The organism is Sphingobium sp. SYK-6, assembly GCF_000283515.1.
GTDB classification, from domain to species: domain Bacteria; phylum Pseudomonadota; class Alphaproteobacteria; order Sphingomonadales; family Sphingomonadaceae; genus Sphingobium; species Sphingobium lignivorans.
The window spans coordinates 305,999-321,258 of the sequence record NC_015976.1; the positions used below are offsets into that span (position 1 = coordinate 305,999).

Below are 15,260 nucleotides of genomic sequence, written 5' to 3' on the forward strand. Positions count from 1 at the left end.
CGCGGGACTGGGGGGAAACTTTGTGCGGCAGCCACCAAGGCACTTTTCCGCGCTGCCGGCGCTCTTGCAGGAAGACTCCCGCGCGTAGGGAGGGGCCCACAGACCGCCGCGGCCCCCTGCCGCCAGAAAATTTTCCCTGCGCCCTTAAAGCTCCTCGCCCCCTCGTCGTTATGGGGATCGTGGCCGCCACCGCCCGAGGGCAGCGACCCCATTTGAAAGCGGGAAAGGAACTCTCGAATGACTGTTATCGCGTCCAACATCTCTGCCATCCGCGCCCAGAACGCCGGCAACAGCGCCAATGCCGGCCTGTCCCAGGCGATGGAGCGCCTTTCGACCGGCAAGCGCATCAACACCGCGAAGGACGACGCCGCCGGCCTCGCCATCGCGACCAAGATGACGTCCGAAATTCGCGGCCTCACCGCCGCACGCCGCAACGCCAATGACGGCCTCTCCATGGCGCAGACCGCTGAAGGCGCGCTGGCCGACGTCTCCAACATGCTCGTCCGCATGAAGGAACTGGCCGTGCAGTCCGCCAACGGCACGAACGACACGGCCGCGCGCACCAATCTGAACGCCGAAGTTCAGGCGCTGAAGGCCCAGATCACCAATGTCGCGGCGCAGAAGTACAATGGCGTCGACCTGTTCAACACGGCGGCTGCTGATGCGACGAAGATCCAGGTCGGCACGGGCTCGACTGACACCGTCTCGATCGACTCCTCGGTTGTGAAGGCGGCGCTGACCGCTGTCACGGGCGCTGACCTCGACATCGCCACCGACAGTGCCTCGATCACGGCTGCGATGGGTGCGCTCGAAACGGCGATCACTGCCGTCGCGACCGGCCGCGCCAATCTCGGTGCGACGCAGAGCCGCCTCGAATCGGCTTCGAGCAACCTGACCTCGACCATCACGAACCTGACGGATGCTCGTTCGCGGATCGAGGATGCCGATTTCTCCGAGGAATCGACCGCGCTCGCCAAGAACCAGATCCTGAGCCAGGCCTCGACGGCGATGCTGGCCCAGGCCAACCAGAGCCAGCAGGGCGTGCTGAGCCTGCTCCGCTAAGCGGCAACAAGCTTCGGTCGGCGTCGGTTCTGGTCCACCGCCGCCGTTCGTCGGCCCCCGGCACCTAACAGTCCCCATCGTGCCGGGGGCCAAGACTTTCGAGAGGACCAGACTCGAAAACCCTCGCTCCCCCGGGCGGGGGTTTTCATCGTTCAGACCGTCGCGGGAGGCACGGCGCCTGTTCGCACCCGGGCCCATAAACGCCTTGGCCCCGCTCTCCGGGAGGGAGAGCGGGGCCGGCGGGGACCGATTCTGAAGAGCCCTGGGGGGAGAAGCGGCTCTTCTTTCACCAGCGCCGGGGGAGTAGCGCTGATGAGGACTGTATAGGGTCAGATTGTCACGAGAGTTTGTCGGCGACAGTCCAGATTGTATCAGATTGTCGCAAGCGCCCGGTCCATGTGAAAGATGCGCATGCTCGCATTGCCAGGCCTTCCTGCGGTGCCTGATTCGACTGCAATCGGCCCGGAGGGAGCAGCCTCGCGGCCATACGGCTCACCCCGCCTGCAGGGAGGCGCCCAAAGGCGCCGGAGGAAGCTTGTCGTCCGCAGCGCCTGTGCGCTGGGAGCTGGCCTCCGCGCATTCATCCCCGACCTCGTTTTTCCTCTGTCCTACAGACCCTTCGCCATGGCAGCCCTGCCGGACGCCACTTCCCGTCGGCAGGCGACGGGCGCAGCGCAGCAGGGCTCTCTCTCAATGGAAGAATTTTCATCGTCCGTCGGGCCGCACAGCTTGCCGGGACGGGCTCTGGCGTCTGCCACATCAAAAGGTCCCGGAAGCGGAAGATGACACCGACGGGTCGTCATCTTTGTAAACTTCCAGACCGTGGCGCCCCGGTTGGACCGGCAAGGCAAGGCCCTTCCAGGGGGTCTCGCGCCGCCCGTCGCGCCATCCCATCCTCATGGAAAAGGCTCTTCGCCACAGCTCCGCCAATCAGCCTGTCGGGCCCTGGCGGTGCGTCAACGCGTGCTTCGGACCGGCCGCAGCCCAATCCGCACCGTGCAGATCGCGGCGCAGGCCGCAAAGCCTGCTCCTGTTCGGGTGTCAGCCCTCGAGCTGCTTCTGCAACGCCCGGATGTCGGCATCCATTTCGGGATTGTCGAGCCGCATCGCCTCGATCGTGCGCACGGCATGGATCACCGTGCTGTGATCGCGCCCGCCGAACACCCGGCCGATCTCCGGCAGCGAGCGCAGGGTGAGCTTCTTGGCGAGATACATCGCGACCTGCCGGGGCCGGGCGACAGCCCGCGCCCGCCGGTGCGAGCGCATCTCGGATGCGTCGATGCGGTAATGCGCGGCGCAGACCTTCTGGATCTCGTCGATGGTGATGCGCCGGTTGCTGGCCCGCAGCGCTTCGGCGAGCATGGTCTGCGCCAGCTCGACGGTGATCGCCTTGTCGACCAGCTGCGCATAAGCGACGAGCTTGTTGAAGGCCCCTTCCAGCTCGCGGATGCTGGTGCGGATGGAGCGGGCGAGCAGCGCGATCACATCGTCGGGAACCGTGATCGGCGCGACCGCATCGCGACGCGCCGCGAGGATCTTCAGCCGCAGGTCGAGGCTGGCCGGCTGGATATCGGCCACCAGGCCCCCGGCGAAGCGGGAGAGAATCCGGGGATCGACAGCGCCGAGCTGCTGTGGGGGCCGGTCGGCGGCAATGGCGATGCGCGCGCCCGAATCGATGAGATCGTTGAGCGTGTGGAGGAATTCCTCCTGCGTCGGCCCCTTGCCTGCGATGAACTGGATGTCGTCGACCAGCAGCATGCGCGCCGCGCGCAGCCTGGCCTTGAACGAGAAGGTGTCGTTGGCGCGGATCGCCGCCACGAATTCGTTCATGAAGCGCTCGGCCGACATGTAGAGAATCGCGCCTTGGGGAGCGGCGCGTCCCTCTTCGCTCAGCGCGGCGCCATAGGCGCCCGCGATCGCGTGCAGCAAATGAGTCTTGCCGAAGCCCGTGGGGCCATGGATGAACAGCGGATTGAAGCGCGGCTTGCCGGGCTCGGCCATCGCTTTCGCGGCCGAACAGGCGAGCATGTTGCTCTCGTCCGTCATGAAACTCGCGAAATCGTGCCGCGGCTCGAAATGAGCGGTCCGCGTCGTCGCGGCGGCGCTCTGCACGGCAGTGCTCGTGGCCGCCTGCTTGGTGCGGACGGGGAGCACCACGCGCTCTGCGGCTTCACGCGCCCGGACGATGCGGATGTCCCGCACGGCCGGCTGCGTCGTGCGCCAGGCAAGGCCCAGATGGGAGGCGAAATTGCTCGAAACATAGCTGGCGGAAAACTCCGTCGGCGCTTCCAGGTCGAGCGTCCCCGAGAGGGTGCAGAAAGCGCCCAGACGCAGGGGCTTGATCCACTGGTCGAACTGGCGGACACCGATGCCTCGTCTCAGTCCGGCACGGACGTCCGACCAGCCTTGCTCCAGATGCTCGCGCGCGGGAGGCATATCGTGCGTTCCGCCTGCGTCCATCCCCTCCATTACCCCTTCATATCGTTGCTGGCCTACATTCTGCCCCATGTCCGTGACCGCCCCTTAAAGCTCGTTCTCGCCTCGATCGTCTCCCATGCGATGGGCACAGGAATGCCGCCACGGGAATTGCCCTTCCCGCGCGCGAGGCCCAATCTCGATCGCTGTGACAGGAGCCGCGAGTCGGGCCCTGCCGGAGGAAGGGTTCTGACAGCCCCCCCGGGCCCGATCAAGGGCAGCACATGTCAAAAATCTGAAATAAATTGCTTGACCAAGGATTCCTCAGGCATACGCGAGACGCCCATATAACCCATTGATTTTACATTATTTTTTCAACTCATCGCAGAGCGGTCAGGGGGCATGTCAGGCGCGAATCGCGGTGAATCCTGCATTCCCTGTTTTGGCGGCCGAACAACGCCTGCGACGCATCGCAAGCACCGGGTCACGCCGTCGTGCCGCCTCCTCCTGGCGGCAGTGCCGCGCATCGCCGTCAGGGCTGCCTCGAGGCCGAATCGACTGCGTCCGAGTCGAATTCCCAGCCGCCGCCCAGTGCCTTGTGAAGCGCGATCGCCGCTTCCGTGGCTTCCGCCTGCGCAGCCGCTTGCGCCCGCTCGGCAGCGACCAGAGCGAGCTCGGCGCGGGCCTGCGTCAGCCGGTCGTCTTCCCCGGCCGCGACGCGCCGCATGGCCAGCGCATGGGCCGCGCGCTCGCGCGCCGCGGCCGATCGCGCTGCGGTGAGCGCGACGAGGCTGCGATCGAACCGGTTGATCGCCGCTTCGCTGTCCGCCAGCGCGCCGATCACCGCGGCATCGTAGCGCGCCGCCGCCGCCTGCGCGCGCGCATCGGCGGCCCGCACCATCGCGCGGGCGCGGCCGCCATTGAAGATCGGCCAGAGCAGGCTCGGCCCGGCCTGCAACCGGGTGCTTCCCTCGTCGGCAAGGTCCGCGACGCTCCGCGCCTGCTGGCCGAGAGCAAGGCCGAGCGACAGGCGCGGGAACAGGTCGGCCTTGGCAACGCCGATGTCCGCCGTCGCCGCCGCCAGCTCGCGTTCCGCCGACAGGATGTCCGGGCGACGACGCAGCAGTTCGGACGGCAGGCCGGCGGCAATGGCCCCGGGCGGCGCCGGAATGGCCCCGGGCGCTTCCAGCCGGGCCAGCAGCTCGGCGGGCGGCTTGCCGGCGAGCACGGCCACGCGCAGCGCCGCCGCGCGCATGGCCGCCTGCGCGCCTGCCAGCGATGCGCGCGCTGCATCCGCTTCGCCCTGAATGCGATTGGCATCGATGGCGCCCGCCTCGCCATGGGCCGCGCGCAGGGCGATCAGGTCGGCAAGCGCAGTGCGCGCCGCCAGGGTGGCCCGCGCCGTTGCGAGGTCCGATTGGGCGAGGCGCAGGTCGACATAGGCCCGCGCCAGCTCCGCCACCAGTTGCAGCCGCGTGCCTTCCACGGAGAGCGCGGCGGCCTGCGCGCGCGCCTGTGCCGCCTGGTTCTCGCGCGCCTGCCGCCCCCACAGATCAATTTCCCAGCTCGCATCGAAACCGAGGTCGAAAAGGCCGAAGTCGCGCGCGAAGCCGGGTATCTGGCCGACCGGCATCTGGCCGTTCTCGCTCAGCACCACCTGATTGGCGCTCGCGCTGCCATTGACTTGCGGCAGGCGGCCACCACGCACCGCATCGCGATTGGCGCGCGCCTCCGCCAGCCGTGCCTGCGCCACGCGCAGATCGGGATTGTCGGCCAGCATCTCCTCGATCAGCGCATCGAGCATCGGATCGTGCAGGTCCCGCCACCATGGCGCGGCCGTGACAGGGCCCGCGCCGGCCGCGCCGGCCCATTGGTCGGCAATGCGCGGCGCCGGCGCGCGATAATCGGGCCCCATGACGCAGCCGGCCAGCATCAGCGGCAGGAGCAGAGTTAGGGAGACGGTGCGGGCATGCATGGACATCACTCCATTCGGGCGCGGAACAGCCAGACGGCCGCGCCGAGCGTGACGCAGGCGATCAGCGCCATCGGCCAGGTCTGGGAAAAGACGACGGACGCGGGCATGGCCTTGAGGAACAGGCCCTGCACGATGATGAGGAAGTAGCGGATCGGGTCCGCATAAGTGACGATCTGCAGCCAGTCCGGCATATTGTCGATGGGCGCTGCATAGCCGGAGAGCAGCATCAGCGGCACGGTCACCACGAACGAGCCGAGAAAGGCCTGCTGCTGCGTCATCGAGGCCGAGGAGACCAGCAGGCCCATGCCGATGAGCGCGAGCTGGTAAACCGCCATGGAGAGAATGAAGAGCAGGAAGGAGCCGCTGAACGGCACGCCGAAGCCGAACCGCGCGACCAGCAGGAACAGGATGCCGTTGAACAGCCCGACCAGCATCGGCGGCACCATCATGCCGATGAGGATCTCGTGCGCGCGCAGCGGCGAGACCATGAGCTGGTCGAACGTCCCCAGTTCGCGTTCGCGGGCCACGGCCTGGGAGGTGATGGCGATGCCGGCGATGGAGACGATGATCGCCACCAGCGAAGGCAGAGTGAACCACATGAAATCGAGGCTGGGATTGTACCAGTGGGTGACGTCGCTGCCCCCACCCCGGGCGGCCATGCGTGGGGACAGTTCCGCGCCATAGTCCGCGACGATGCGGCTCACATAACCACCGAGGATCTGCGCGGCATTGGAGCGGCGCCCGTCAAGCACGAGGCCGACAGTCGCGCTCTCCCCACGGGCGAGCTTCTGGTCGAAATCGCTTTCGATGACGAGGGCGGCCAGCACCTTCTGGCCGTCGATCGCCGCCTCCATCGCCTGGAAGGACGGCAGCACGATCACGTCCCGGAACTGGGGGCTGGCGGCGATGCGCTGGACAAGCTCCTGCGCATGGGCACCATTGGACCTGTCGACAAGGCCGATGTCGACATTCTTGACGTCGAGGGTCGTGGCGAAAGTGAAGATCAGGAGCTGGATGAGCGGCGGCAGGATCAGCACCATGCGCGACTTGGGATCGCGCAGCAGCGCCCAGATTTCCTTGACCGTCATGGCCTTCAGCCGGGTGAGGCGGCCGCTCATGCGTCAAGGCTCCGCCGCGTCGCCCGGAAGCAGAGCAGGAAGAAGAGGACGCCGAAGCCCAGCATGATGGCGATGTTGGGCAGGATGACCGACCAGACGTCGCCGGCCATGAACACCGTCTGCAGCGAGGGGATCAGGTAGCGCGCCGGTACCGCATAAGTGAGTGCCTGGATGGGCCAGGGCATGGACGCGATCTCGAAGATGAAGCCGGAGAGCAGGAAGGTCGGCAGGAAGGATGAGAAGAGGGCCATCTGGCTCGCCACGAACTGGTTCTTCGTCGTGGCCGAGATGAACAGGCCAAGGCCCAGCGCCGGCAGCAGGAACGCCGCGGCAATCGCCATCAGCGCGACAATCGAGCCCCGGAACGGCAGGCCGAAGAAGGCGACGGCGATCAGCGTGCACAGCGCCATGGAGCCGAGGCCGAGCAGGAAATAGGGCAGCACCTTGGACGCGACGAATTCCGCCATCCGCATCGGCGTCGCCATCAGCGCTTCCATCGTGCCACGCTCCCACTCGCGTGCGACGACGAGCGCGGTGAGCAACGTGCCGATCATCGTCATGACCACGGCGATGGCACCGGGCACCAGGAAGAAGCGGCTGTGCAGGCCGGGATTGAACCACACACGCTGCGAGACATCGATGGGTGGCCCGGCGCCGCGCATGCCCGCCATGTCCATTTCGCTCGCCATCCAGTTCATCCGCACCCCATCGGCATAATTGGCGATGAAGGTCGCCTGGTTGGGCTGGGTACCGTCGGTGACGATCTGGATCGGATGCGGGGCCCCTTTTCCCATGCTTGCCCCGAAATCGGGGGGAATCACGACGAAGCCTCGGATCGCGTCCCGCTCCATGAGCGCGCGCGCGGGCGCGACGCCGCGCAGCAGCGTGACGCTGAAATAAGGCGAATGGACATAGGCCTGCGCCAGCCGCGCGGCCGGTGCGCTTTCGTCCTGCACCACCAGGGCGATTTTCGTCTCGCGCGGGTCGAGCGAGATGGCATAGCCGAAGAGGAAGAGCAGCAGCAGCGGCATGGCGAAGGCGATCAGGAACGTCGAAGGGTCCCGCCGGATCTGCGCATATTCCTTGATGACCAGCGCGCGCATGCGCCGGCTCGCGCTGCCGCGCGGCGCAGGCGCCGGCTCGCCGGAGGAGGGCGGGAAGGCGCTGTCGCTCATGCCGCTTTCTCCGTGCCGTCTTCCTCGCGATGGGCATCCGAGGCTTCGATGAGGGCGATGAAGGCATCCTCCATCGTCGGGTCCGGCCGGCCGGTCAGCTCCGCGGTCTGCTGCTTGAGCGCATCGGGGGGGCCGCTGGCGATCTGCCGGGAGCGATAGATCAGGGTCACCTGATCGCAATATTCCGCCTCGTCCATGAAATGGGTCGTGACCAGCACCGTGACGCCCCGGCGGACGAGCCCGTTGATATGCGTCCAGAATTCCCGGCGCATGACGGGATCGACACCCGAGGTCGGCTCGTCGAGGAACAGCACCGGCGGCTCGTGCATCACCGCGCAGGCGAGCGCGAGCCGCTGCTTGAAGCCGAGCGGCAGGGTGCCGGCATTGCGGCGCAGATGATTGCCCAGCTCGAAAATGTCCGTCACGCGCTCGATCGCCGCGCGCGCCCGGCTGCCGGAAAGATCATAGGCCCCCGCGAAGAAATCGAGATTCTGGGCTACGGAGAGGTCGCCATAGAGCGAGAATTTCTGCGCCATGTAACCCAGCGAGGCGCGGGCCTGCGCGGCAGCTCGACGCAGATCATGGCCGGCGACGGACCCGCTGCCCTCGCTCGGCGTCAGCAGGCCGCAGAGCATCTTGAAGGTCGTCGACTTGCCGGCGCCGTTGGGGCCGAGCAAACCGAAGGTCTGGCCGCGCGGCACGGTGAAGCTCACGTCCCTGGCGGCGGTGAAATCGCCGAAGCGCCGCGTGAGGCCCTTCGCCTCGATAGCAGGCGCATCGCTGGGCGGGATCTCGCGATAGGCCTGGGCCAGCGCGCTCGTCCCTTTCGGCCCGCCGCCGAGCTGCTCGATGAACCCGTCCTCGAAGCGAGCGGGCGTGGGCTCCACCCTCGTGTCCGGCCCGAGGTCGAGCGCGGCGGCGTCGGGCACGCCGTGGCCCTGCCCGATCAGCAGGCGAATGGCCCGGCCCTGCAATGTGCCGTCGACCACATCGGGCCTGTCGAGCGCCTTCGTGAGCGCCTCGCGCCGCCGGTCTGAAAAGCCGGTGACGCGGATCACCCGGTCCGCGATCGAATCCGTCAGCGTGGCGGGCGGACCGGAGAAGATCAGCCGGCCCTCGTTCAGCAGGTACACATGGTCGCACAGCTCGGCTTCGTCGAGATAGGCCGTGGACCAGAGCACGCCGATGCCTTCGCTGGTCAGCTCCGCCACCATGGCCCAGAGTTCACGCCGGCTGATCGGGTCCACGCCCACGCCCGGCTCGTCGAGCAGCAGCAGTGGCGGCGTGCTCACCAGCGCGCAGGCGAGGCCGAGCTTCTGCTTCATGCCGCCCGAGAGCTTGCCGGCCGGACGCGTCTGGAACCGGGCGAGATCCGTGAAACTGAGCAGCCGCTCGAACACCGCGCCCTGTTCGGCGCGCGGCAGGCCGCGCAATTCGGCATAGAGGACGAGATTTTCCCGGACGGTCAGGTCTTCGTAGAGGCCGAAACGCTGCGGCATGTAGCCGATCGAATCGAGTCGCTCGACAGGCGGTCCGCCCAGGATCGAGACCTCGCCTTCATCCGGTTTCATGAGGCCTGCCAGGATGCGGATGAGCGTGGTCTTGCCCGCTCCGTCCGGCCCCACCAGTCCGGTCACCTGGCCCGGCGCGATGGTGAGGCTTACGCCCTCCAGCGCGGCGGGGCCGGTGCCGAAGCGCTTGACGATGTCGCGGACCAGCGCGACCGGCGCGCTGGCGTCTCTGGGAGTGGCGGCGGCGGTCATGCCAGCCGGGGGCGCGCCGGACGGCGATGCCACCGCCCGCGCGCCTGCTCGCTGCACCAATGCCGGATGGGCCATAACATGGAGGGCATGGCCTTAGTTCGCTTTCGCGTCCGGCCCGGTGATCTCCACCGTCACCGGCTGTCCCTGGCGCAGCTTGCCGTCCGGATCCTCCACGATGATGCGCAGGCGATAGACAAGGTCCGTGCGCAGGTCGCTGGTCTCCACCGTCTTGGGCGTGAACTCCGCGCGCGGCGAGATATAGCCGATCGTGCCGGTGTAGCGCTTCGGGTTGCCGTCGGCCGTCACGGCCACCTTCATGCCGGGCGCCACGCGGCTGAGCTGCTTCTCGCCCACATAGGCGCGCACGCGCAACGGCCGATCGATGGCAAGCGTGAAGACCGTTTCCCCGGGCGCAACGATGGCTCCCGGCTCGCGCGCACGCGTGATCACTGTGCCGTCCACGCTGGCGGTGAGCCGTGTATCGCCAAAGTCGGTGCCGACACCTGCCCGCGCGGCCTGCGCCGCCTGCAATGCCGCCTGCGCGGCTTCGATGTCTTCGCGGCGCGGCCCCGTGCGCACGAGCGAGAGCGCTGCCTGCGCCTCGGCAAGCTGCGCCCGCGCGCGATCCCGGGCAGCGACGGTCGCGTCCCAGACATCGCGGCTGATCGCACCGGGCTCGACCAGCGGCGCACGACGGGCATAATCGCGCTCGGCTGCGTCGGCGGCGGACTTCGCCGCGGTGAACCGCGCCTGCGCCTGCGCGACGTCCTCGGCGCGGCTGCCACGCTGCAGCTTGAGAAGTTCGGCGCGGGCCTGCGCGACCTGCGCTTCCGCCTGCGCCACCGCGCTGTCGATCGAGGCACGGTCGAGTTCGGCGAGCAGATCGCCCCGCTTCACGCGCGCGCCTTCCTCCACCGGTATTTCCGCGATGCGCCCGCCCACGCGAAAGCCGAGATCAACCTCGCGGATGTCGACATTGCCGTAGAGCAGGAGCGGACCATCGTCACGCTCGAACAGGCCGAAGCCGCGCGTTACGAGCGCTGCGATCAACAGGGCGGCAATGGCGACGAGGATGATCAGGCGCTTGCGGTTCATGGCATCAGCTCTCCATGAGCAGGGTTCGGGCGGAGCGACGGACGCTCGCAATCAGCATGTCCGCCGTCTCGGGATCGATGTCCTCGGCCTCCATGGTCCGCGCCACGCAGGCGCGCGCGATGCGCAGCACCAGCGCCATGCCGAGGCAATGGAGAACGAGGGCGCGCCGGGCCTGCTCGTCCAGCGATGGCCGGGCAAGGGCGAGCAGTCCCACGGCGGTTTCCAGCACAGGCGCCATCACCCGCGCATATATCCGCTCGAAAGCCTCGGTGGGCCGCTGCTGCTCGCGCACCACGAATTGCGAGAAGCGCTCGGATTGCGGCGCCAGCATGAACCGCGCGAAGTTTTCCAGCAGCGCCAGAAGCGCCGTCCGCGCCGACTCGGCGTCGGCGGGCGGATGCGCGCGGATCTGGTCGAGCAAGGGCGCATGCACGGCGCCGATCTGCTCGGCCACATGATCGGCACAGGCCAGATACAGGCCTTCCTTGCCGCCGAAATGATATGTGATGGACGACATCGCCGTGCCGGATGCCCGCGCGATCTCGCGTGTGCTCGCGCCCGCAAATCCGGCGCAGGCGAACTGCGCGATCGCCGCCTCGATGATTCGCAGGGAGACGAGGCTGCCGTCCTGACCGGCGCGGTCCTGAGCCGGGCGGTCGGCAGCCGTGACGGACGGCATTCCTGGCGCCGAACTGGCCAGGCCAGTCGCGCTCCCCTGCTCACGCGCGCTGGCGAGTCCGGGAGAATCGGGGGGAGGCGTCAGGGAAGAGCCCATAGAAGTTTCCTGTTCGATCGAACGAACATTGTCAAGCGGAGCGTCTCCTCCGCCCGATTTTCCCGGCCCTACCTTCAGTTCACTGGATCGTTGTCCCCGGGCGCTGGCTGCGCCGGTCCGCCCGTCGTGCCGCCTGCCCGCTCGCGCGCCTGCCCTTTGCGGCGGCGAAGATTGTTTCGCAGCGCCTGCGCCAGTCGCTGCTGCCGGTCTTCCTTGCTCTCGCTCATGCACCGCGCCTACCGAATCCCGGCCGTGCACCGCAAGTCGCCTTGACAAGAGCCGTACCGCAGGGCCATAGGCGCGACCTTGCTGGCGCGGGGCACCCTCCGCGTACGGTCGTGCTGCCGTAGCTCAGTGGTAGAGCGCATCCTTGGTAAGGCTGAGGTCGTGAGTTCAATCCTCACCGGCAGCACCATCATTTCCTGATCGATCATTTCCCCGGTGGGGGACTCCGCGGGGCTCTCGCTACCGCAATCCGGCGACGCCGCGCTTTCGCGGCTCTTCGGTGCGAACCGGACCTTCATATGCAATGATCTGCCGGCGGCACCCAGGTTGGGGGGCGGACGGGTGCCGCCGGCAGGGGCGCCCTTAGCGGGCGCGCCGGGCGGCGGCTTCCTTGCGGAATGCCGCCAGCTCGGTCGGGTCGACCACGCCGTCACCATTGGAATCGGCGCGATCGAACACGGGCATGGGGGCCTTCTGGAACTCCTCGCGGGTCACGCGTCCGTCGCGATTGGCGTCCATCTGCTCCATGAGCTGCGCGATGCGTTCGCCGATCTGGCGGCGCGCCAGCATGCCGCCGGACTTGTCGTCGGCATTGATGATGCCATCGCCATTGCGATCCAGCCGCTCGAACATCTGCATTCGCGCGTTCTGATATTCGGCACGGGTAATGCGTCCATCGCCATTGGCGTCCGCACGCTCGAGCAACTGGCCGGGGTCGCGCTGCGGCTGGGCATGGGCCGCGCCGGCCATGGCCGCCATGCAGCCGGAAAGCGCGAGCGCCATGATGGGGGTGAGGGAAAGTTTCATGATCTGGGTCATCCTCAATCGCGCCGGGAATAAGTGCGGGTGCTGCTCACGGCACGCCCGGAGCCGGTCGCGGCGTTGCGGTCGACGGTGACCGAGTCGCCGTTCACGGAGACGTCGCGTGTCGCCGAATAGCTTCGGCCGCTGGACGTAGCGCCGCTCCGCGTGCGCGTGTAGCCATCGTCCGTCCGGTAGATCGTGCTCCAGCCCGATTGGCTGTTCCCCGCGGGGCCCGTGCGATCGCGCTGGACGCTCACGGATCCGTCGCCGTTGCGCACGAGCGAGCTGTCGCGCGACATGCCGGTGCCGTTGGCATAGCGCCTGTCGACGCTGTTGGTCACGGCGCCGTCGCCCCATTGGGTGGAGCGGGTCTGGCCGTAACCGCGCCCGCCATAAGTCGCCGCGCCGCGCGTCACCTGCGTGGAGCCGGGCTGGCGGGACACATGACGGCCGGCCACATAGCCCCCGCCATAAGGGCCCTGGGCCCTCACGATCCGGCCGTGCTCGCGCGCTTCGGCGGGAGCAGCGACAAGGGCGCCGGCGCCACCGGTCGCCAGCATCGCGAATGCCGGAATGATCGCAGATCTGAACATGAATAATCTCCTGCATGGATGAGGTCTCCTTCATCCCCCGCCCCGGTAAGCCGGCCATGAACCCCTGGTGAGGAACGGCAACGAAGTGTAACAGCCGCCAATTGGGTCTTGAGATGCGCCCGCCATCCGGTGACATGAAGCGCATGACCCGTGCCGAGCCCGCTGCGGAACGCACTTTCATCGCCCTTGTCGAGGATGACGAGGACATCAGCGAACTGGTGAGCGATCTGCTTGTCCGGGAAGGCTTCGAGGTGGGCGCCTGCCGCTCAGGCGCCGAGCTGGACCGGCTCAAGGACCGGCGCCGGGTGGATCTCGTGCTGCTGGACCTCATGCTCCCCGGCGAGGACGGCCTGTCCATCTGCCGCCGCCTCCATGCCGCGGCGCTGCCCATCCCTGTCATCATGATCACGGCGAAGGGCGACGACATCGATCGCATCCTCGGGCTGGAGATCGGGGCCGATGATTATCTGCCCAAGCCCTTCAATCCGCGTGAACTCATTGCGCGCATCCGCGCGGTCCTGCGCCGGACGCGCGAGGCGCACCGGCCATCGCCCGTGGCCGGCCGATGGTATCGCTTCGCCGGGTGGAGCCTGGATGCCGGGTCGCGGTTGCTGCGCGATCCGGAGGGCGAGGCCGTGGAACTGACCGGGGGCGAGTTCGATCTCCTGATCGCCCTGCTCGATCATCCCCAGCGCGTGCTGACGCGTGACCAGCTGCTCGACTGGACGCGGGGCCGCGATGCCGGTCCCTATGATCGCACGATCGACGTGCAGCTGAGCCGCCTGCGCCGCAAGCTCGGCGATGATCCTCGCAGTCCGGTGATGATCCGCACCGTGCGCGGCGGCGGCTATCTGTTCGCCCCGGCGGTCGAAACCGGCGGCGCCTGAGATGGGGCGGATCACCGGCAGCCTGCTGTTTCGCATCGCGGCGCTTTTCCTGCTTGGCCTTCTCGCCCTGCAGATGACGATCCTGCTGGCGGCGATGTGGCCGGACGGGCGGCCCATCATGTTCCGCCTGATCGCGCCGGAAGATGCCCGCGAGATCGCGGAAGCCATCGAACAGGCGCCCCCGGCGCTCCGTCCCGCGATCGCGGCGGCCGCGAGCACCGGCCCGACCAGCGTCGAGCTTCTTGCGCACTTTCCCGAGGAAATGGGCACCGGCGCGCGAGAGGGTGAAGCCCGCCCGGCGCCATGGCTGGAAGAGCGATTTCGCCGCTATGCCGAGGCGCTGAGCGGCCGGCCGCTCCGGGTCCAGGCGCGCGAGGGCACCATCTTTTCCTGGAACCGCCGGCCCGGCGAGCCGCCGCGCGGGCCGATCCGCGTCCTCATTGGCTTGCGCAGTGGCGAAGTGCTGGCCATCGAGCGCGCCCCGCTTGCCCTCCAGCAGCTGGCCTCGCGCTATCTCCTCGTCGGGCTGGTGGCCGGCGCGGTGCTGCTGCTCATTCTGTTGACGCTGCTCTGGCAGGTGGTGCGGCCGGTCGCCCGGCTCGCGCAGGCGACCACGGCCTTCCGCGAGGATATCGCGGCGCCGGACATCGTGCCGGGCGGCGCACGGGAAGTCCGCATCCTGGGCGAAGCCTTCAACGCCATGAAGCAGCGGATCGGCGCGCTGGTGGGGGAGCGCACGCGCATGCTGGCGGCCATCGCCCATGATCTGCGCACCTGCCTTACCCGCTTGCGGCTGCGGGCCGACCATATCCCCGATGACCGGCAGCGCATGCGCGCCGTCAATGATATCGAGGAAATGAACCGGCTGCTGGAGGACATCCTGCTTTTCGCCCGTGCAGAGACGGGCCCGCCGGCACCGACCCAGACGATTGATGCCCGGGCGGAAGCGCTCGCTTATGTGGAGCTGCGTCAGGAGACAGGGGACAAGATCAGCTTCTCGGCGGCAGAGCCGGCCATGCCCTGCCGGTGCGCGCCGCTCGCCTTCCGTCGCATTCTCGCCAATCTGCTCGACAACGCGATCCGCTACGGCGCGCGTGCGCACCTGTCGCTGCGCCAGGAAGACACGAGCATCGCCATCGTAGTGACGGACGAAGGCGCAGGCGTGCCGGAGGATATGATCGCGCAGATCACTGCGCCGTTCGAGCGGCTGGAGCAATCGCGTGGCCGTCACGGCGGCGGAGTCGGCCTTGGCCTTTCGATCGTGAAGGCGCTGGCCGAAAGCCATGGGGGCAGCCTGACGCTGGAAAGCCCGGGCGACTCCGGCCTTCGGGCGACGGTCAGGCTGCCGGCGGCGGCCGGAGGATGAGAAGTCC

At 68.1% G+C, this 15,260-nt stretch carries 13 protein-coding genes and 1 tRNA gene; 4 read left to right on the forward strand and 10 right to left on the reverse strand.

Annotated elements, in window-relative coordinates:
• The first annotated feature begins 237 nt into the window (after positions 1-237).
• Positions 238-1,062 (forward strand): flagellin N-terminal helical domain-containing protein, encoded by an 825-nt coding sequence (locus tag SLG_RS01460; protein WP_014074623.1) that lies wholly within the window; start codon positions 238-240, stop codon positions 1,060-1,062.
• A gap of 1,041 nt (positions 1,063-2,103) precedes the next feature.
• Here the strand turns inward: SLG_RS01460 and dnaA are convergent.
• From dnaA to SLG_RS21885, 8 genes are all read right to left on the reverse strand, one after another.
• Positions 2,104-3,498: a chromosomal replication initiator protein DnaA gene (gene dnaA / locus SLG_RS01465; RefSeq protein WP_041392348.1), complete on the reverse strand. Its 1,395-nt coding sequence runs from the start codon at positions 3,496-3,498 to the stop codon at positions 2,104-2,106.
• Positions 3,499-4,009: 511 nt separating this feature from the next.
• The gene (locus SLG_RS01470; RefSeq protein WP_148276458.1) at positions 4,010-5,452 is read right to left on the reverse strand and encodes an efflux transporter outer membrane subunit; all 1,443 of its coding nucleotides are present in this window, start codon (positions 5,450-5,452) and stop codon (positions 4,010-4,012) included.
• 5 nt (positions 5,453-5,457) lie between these two features.
• Positions 5,458-6,570 (reverse strand): ABC transporter permease, encoded by a 1,113-nt coding sequence (locus SLG_RS01475; protein ID WP_014074628.1) that lies wholly within the window; start codon positions 6,568-6,570, stop codon positions 5,458-5,460.
• Complete coding sequence (locus SLG_RS01480; RefSeq protein ID WP_014074629.1) at positions 6,567-7,745, reverse strand: ABC transporter permease; 1,179 nt, start codon at positions 7,743-7,745, stop codon at positions 6,567-6,569. Before SLG_RS01480 ends, SLG_RS01475 begins: the two co-directional genes overlap by 4 nt.
• Positions 7,742-9,565, reverse strand: coding sequence for an ATP-binding cassette domain-containing protein (locus SLG_RS01485; RefSeq protein ID WP_231848716.1), 1,824 nt, complete (start codon positions 9,563-9,565; stop codon positions 7,742-7,744). The genes SLG_RS01480 and SLG_RS01485 overlap by 4 nt, the downstream gene beginning before the upstream one ends.
• 36 nt (positions 9,566-9,601) lie before the next feature.
• On the reverse strand, positions 9,602-10,603 hold the full coding sequence (gene hlyD, locus SLG_RS01490) for a secretion protein HlyD (RefSeq protein WP_014074631.1): 1,002 nt from the start codon (positions 10,601-10,603) through the stop codon (positions 9,602-9,604).
• 4 nt (positions 10,604-10,607) lie between these two features.
• Positions 10,608-11,282: a CerR family C-terminal domain-containing protein gene (locus tag SLG_RS01495; protein WP_014074632.1), complete on the reverse strand. Its 675-nt coding sequence runs from the start codon at positions 11,280-11,282 to the stop codon at positions 10,608-10,610.
• A gap of 170 nt (positions 11,283-11,452) precedes the next feature.
• Positions 11,453-11,605 (reverse strand): hypothetical protein, encoded by a 153-nt coding sequence (locus SLG_RS21885; protein ID WP_014074633.1) that lies wholly within the window; start codon positions 11,603-11,605, stop codon positions 11,453-11,455.
• Between the two features lie 113 nt (positions 11,606-11,718).
• Here SLG_RS21885 and SLG_RS01500 point away from each other — a divergent pair.
• Positions 11,719-11,793, forward strand: a tRNA-Thr gene (locus SLG_RS01500).
• A 173-nt stretch (positions 11,794-11,966) separates the two neighbouring features.
• Here SLG_RS01500 and SLG_RS01505 read toward each other — a convergent pair.
• Together SLG_RS01505 and SLG_RS20155 are read right to left on the reverse strand one after the other, a co-directional pair.
• Positions 11,967-12,410 carry an EF-hand domain-containing protein gene (locus tag SLG_RS01505; RefSeq protein ID WP_041392355.1) on the reverse strand — a complete coding sequence of 148 codons (444 nt, stop codon included), beginning with the start codon at positions 12,408-12,410 and terminating at the stop codon, positions 11,967-11,969.
• A gap of 14 nt (positions 12,411-12,424) precedes the next feature.
• Positions 12,425-13,000: a hypothetical protein gene (locus SLG_RS20155; RefSeq protein WP_014074635.1), complete on the reverse strand. Its 576-nt coding sequence runs from the start codon at positions 12,998-13,000 to the stop codon at positions 12,425-12,427.
• A 134-nt stretch (positions 13,001-13,134) separates the two neighbouring features.
• On the opposite strand from SLG_RS20155, the gene SLG_RS01515 reads away from it, so the two are divergent.
• Both SLG_RS01515 and SLG_RS01520 read left to right on the forward strand, forming a co-directional pair.
• Positions 13,135-13,887: a response regulator gene (locus tag SLG_RS01515; RefSeq protein ID WP_014074636.1), complete on the forward strand. Its 753-nt coding sequence runs from the start codon at positions 13,135-13,137 to the stop codon at positions 13,885-13,887.
• 1 nt (position 13,888) lies between these two features.
• Positions 13,889-15,253, forward strand: a complete 1,365-nt coding sequence (locus SLG_RS01520) for a sensor histidine kinase (RefSeq protein ID WP_014074637.1) — start codon at positions 13,889-13,891, stop codon at positions 15,251-15,253.
• Positions 15,254-15,260: the final 7 nt, after the last annotated feature.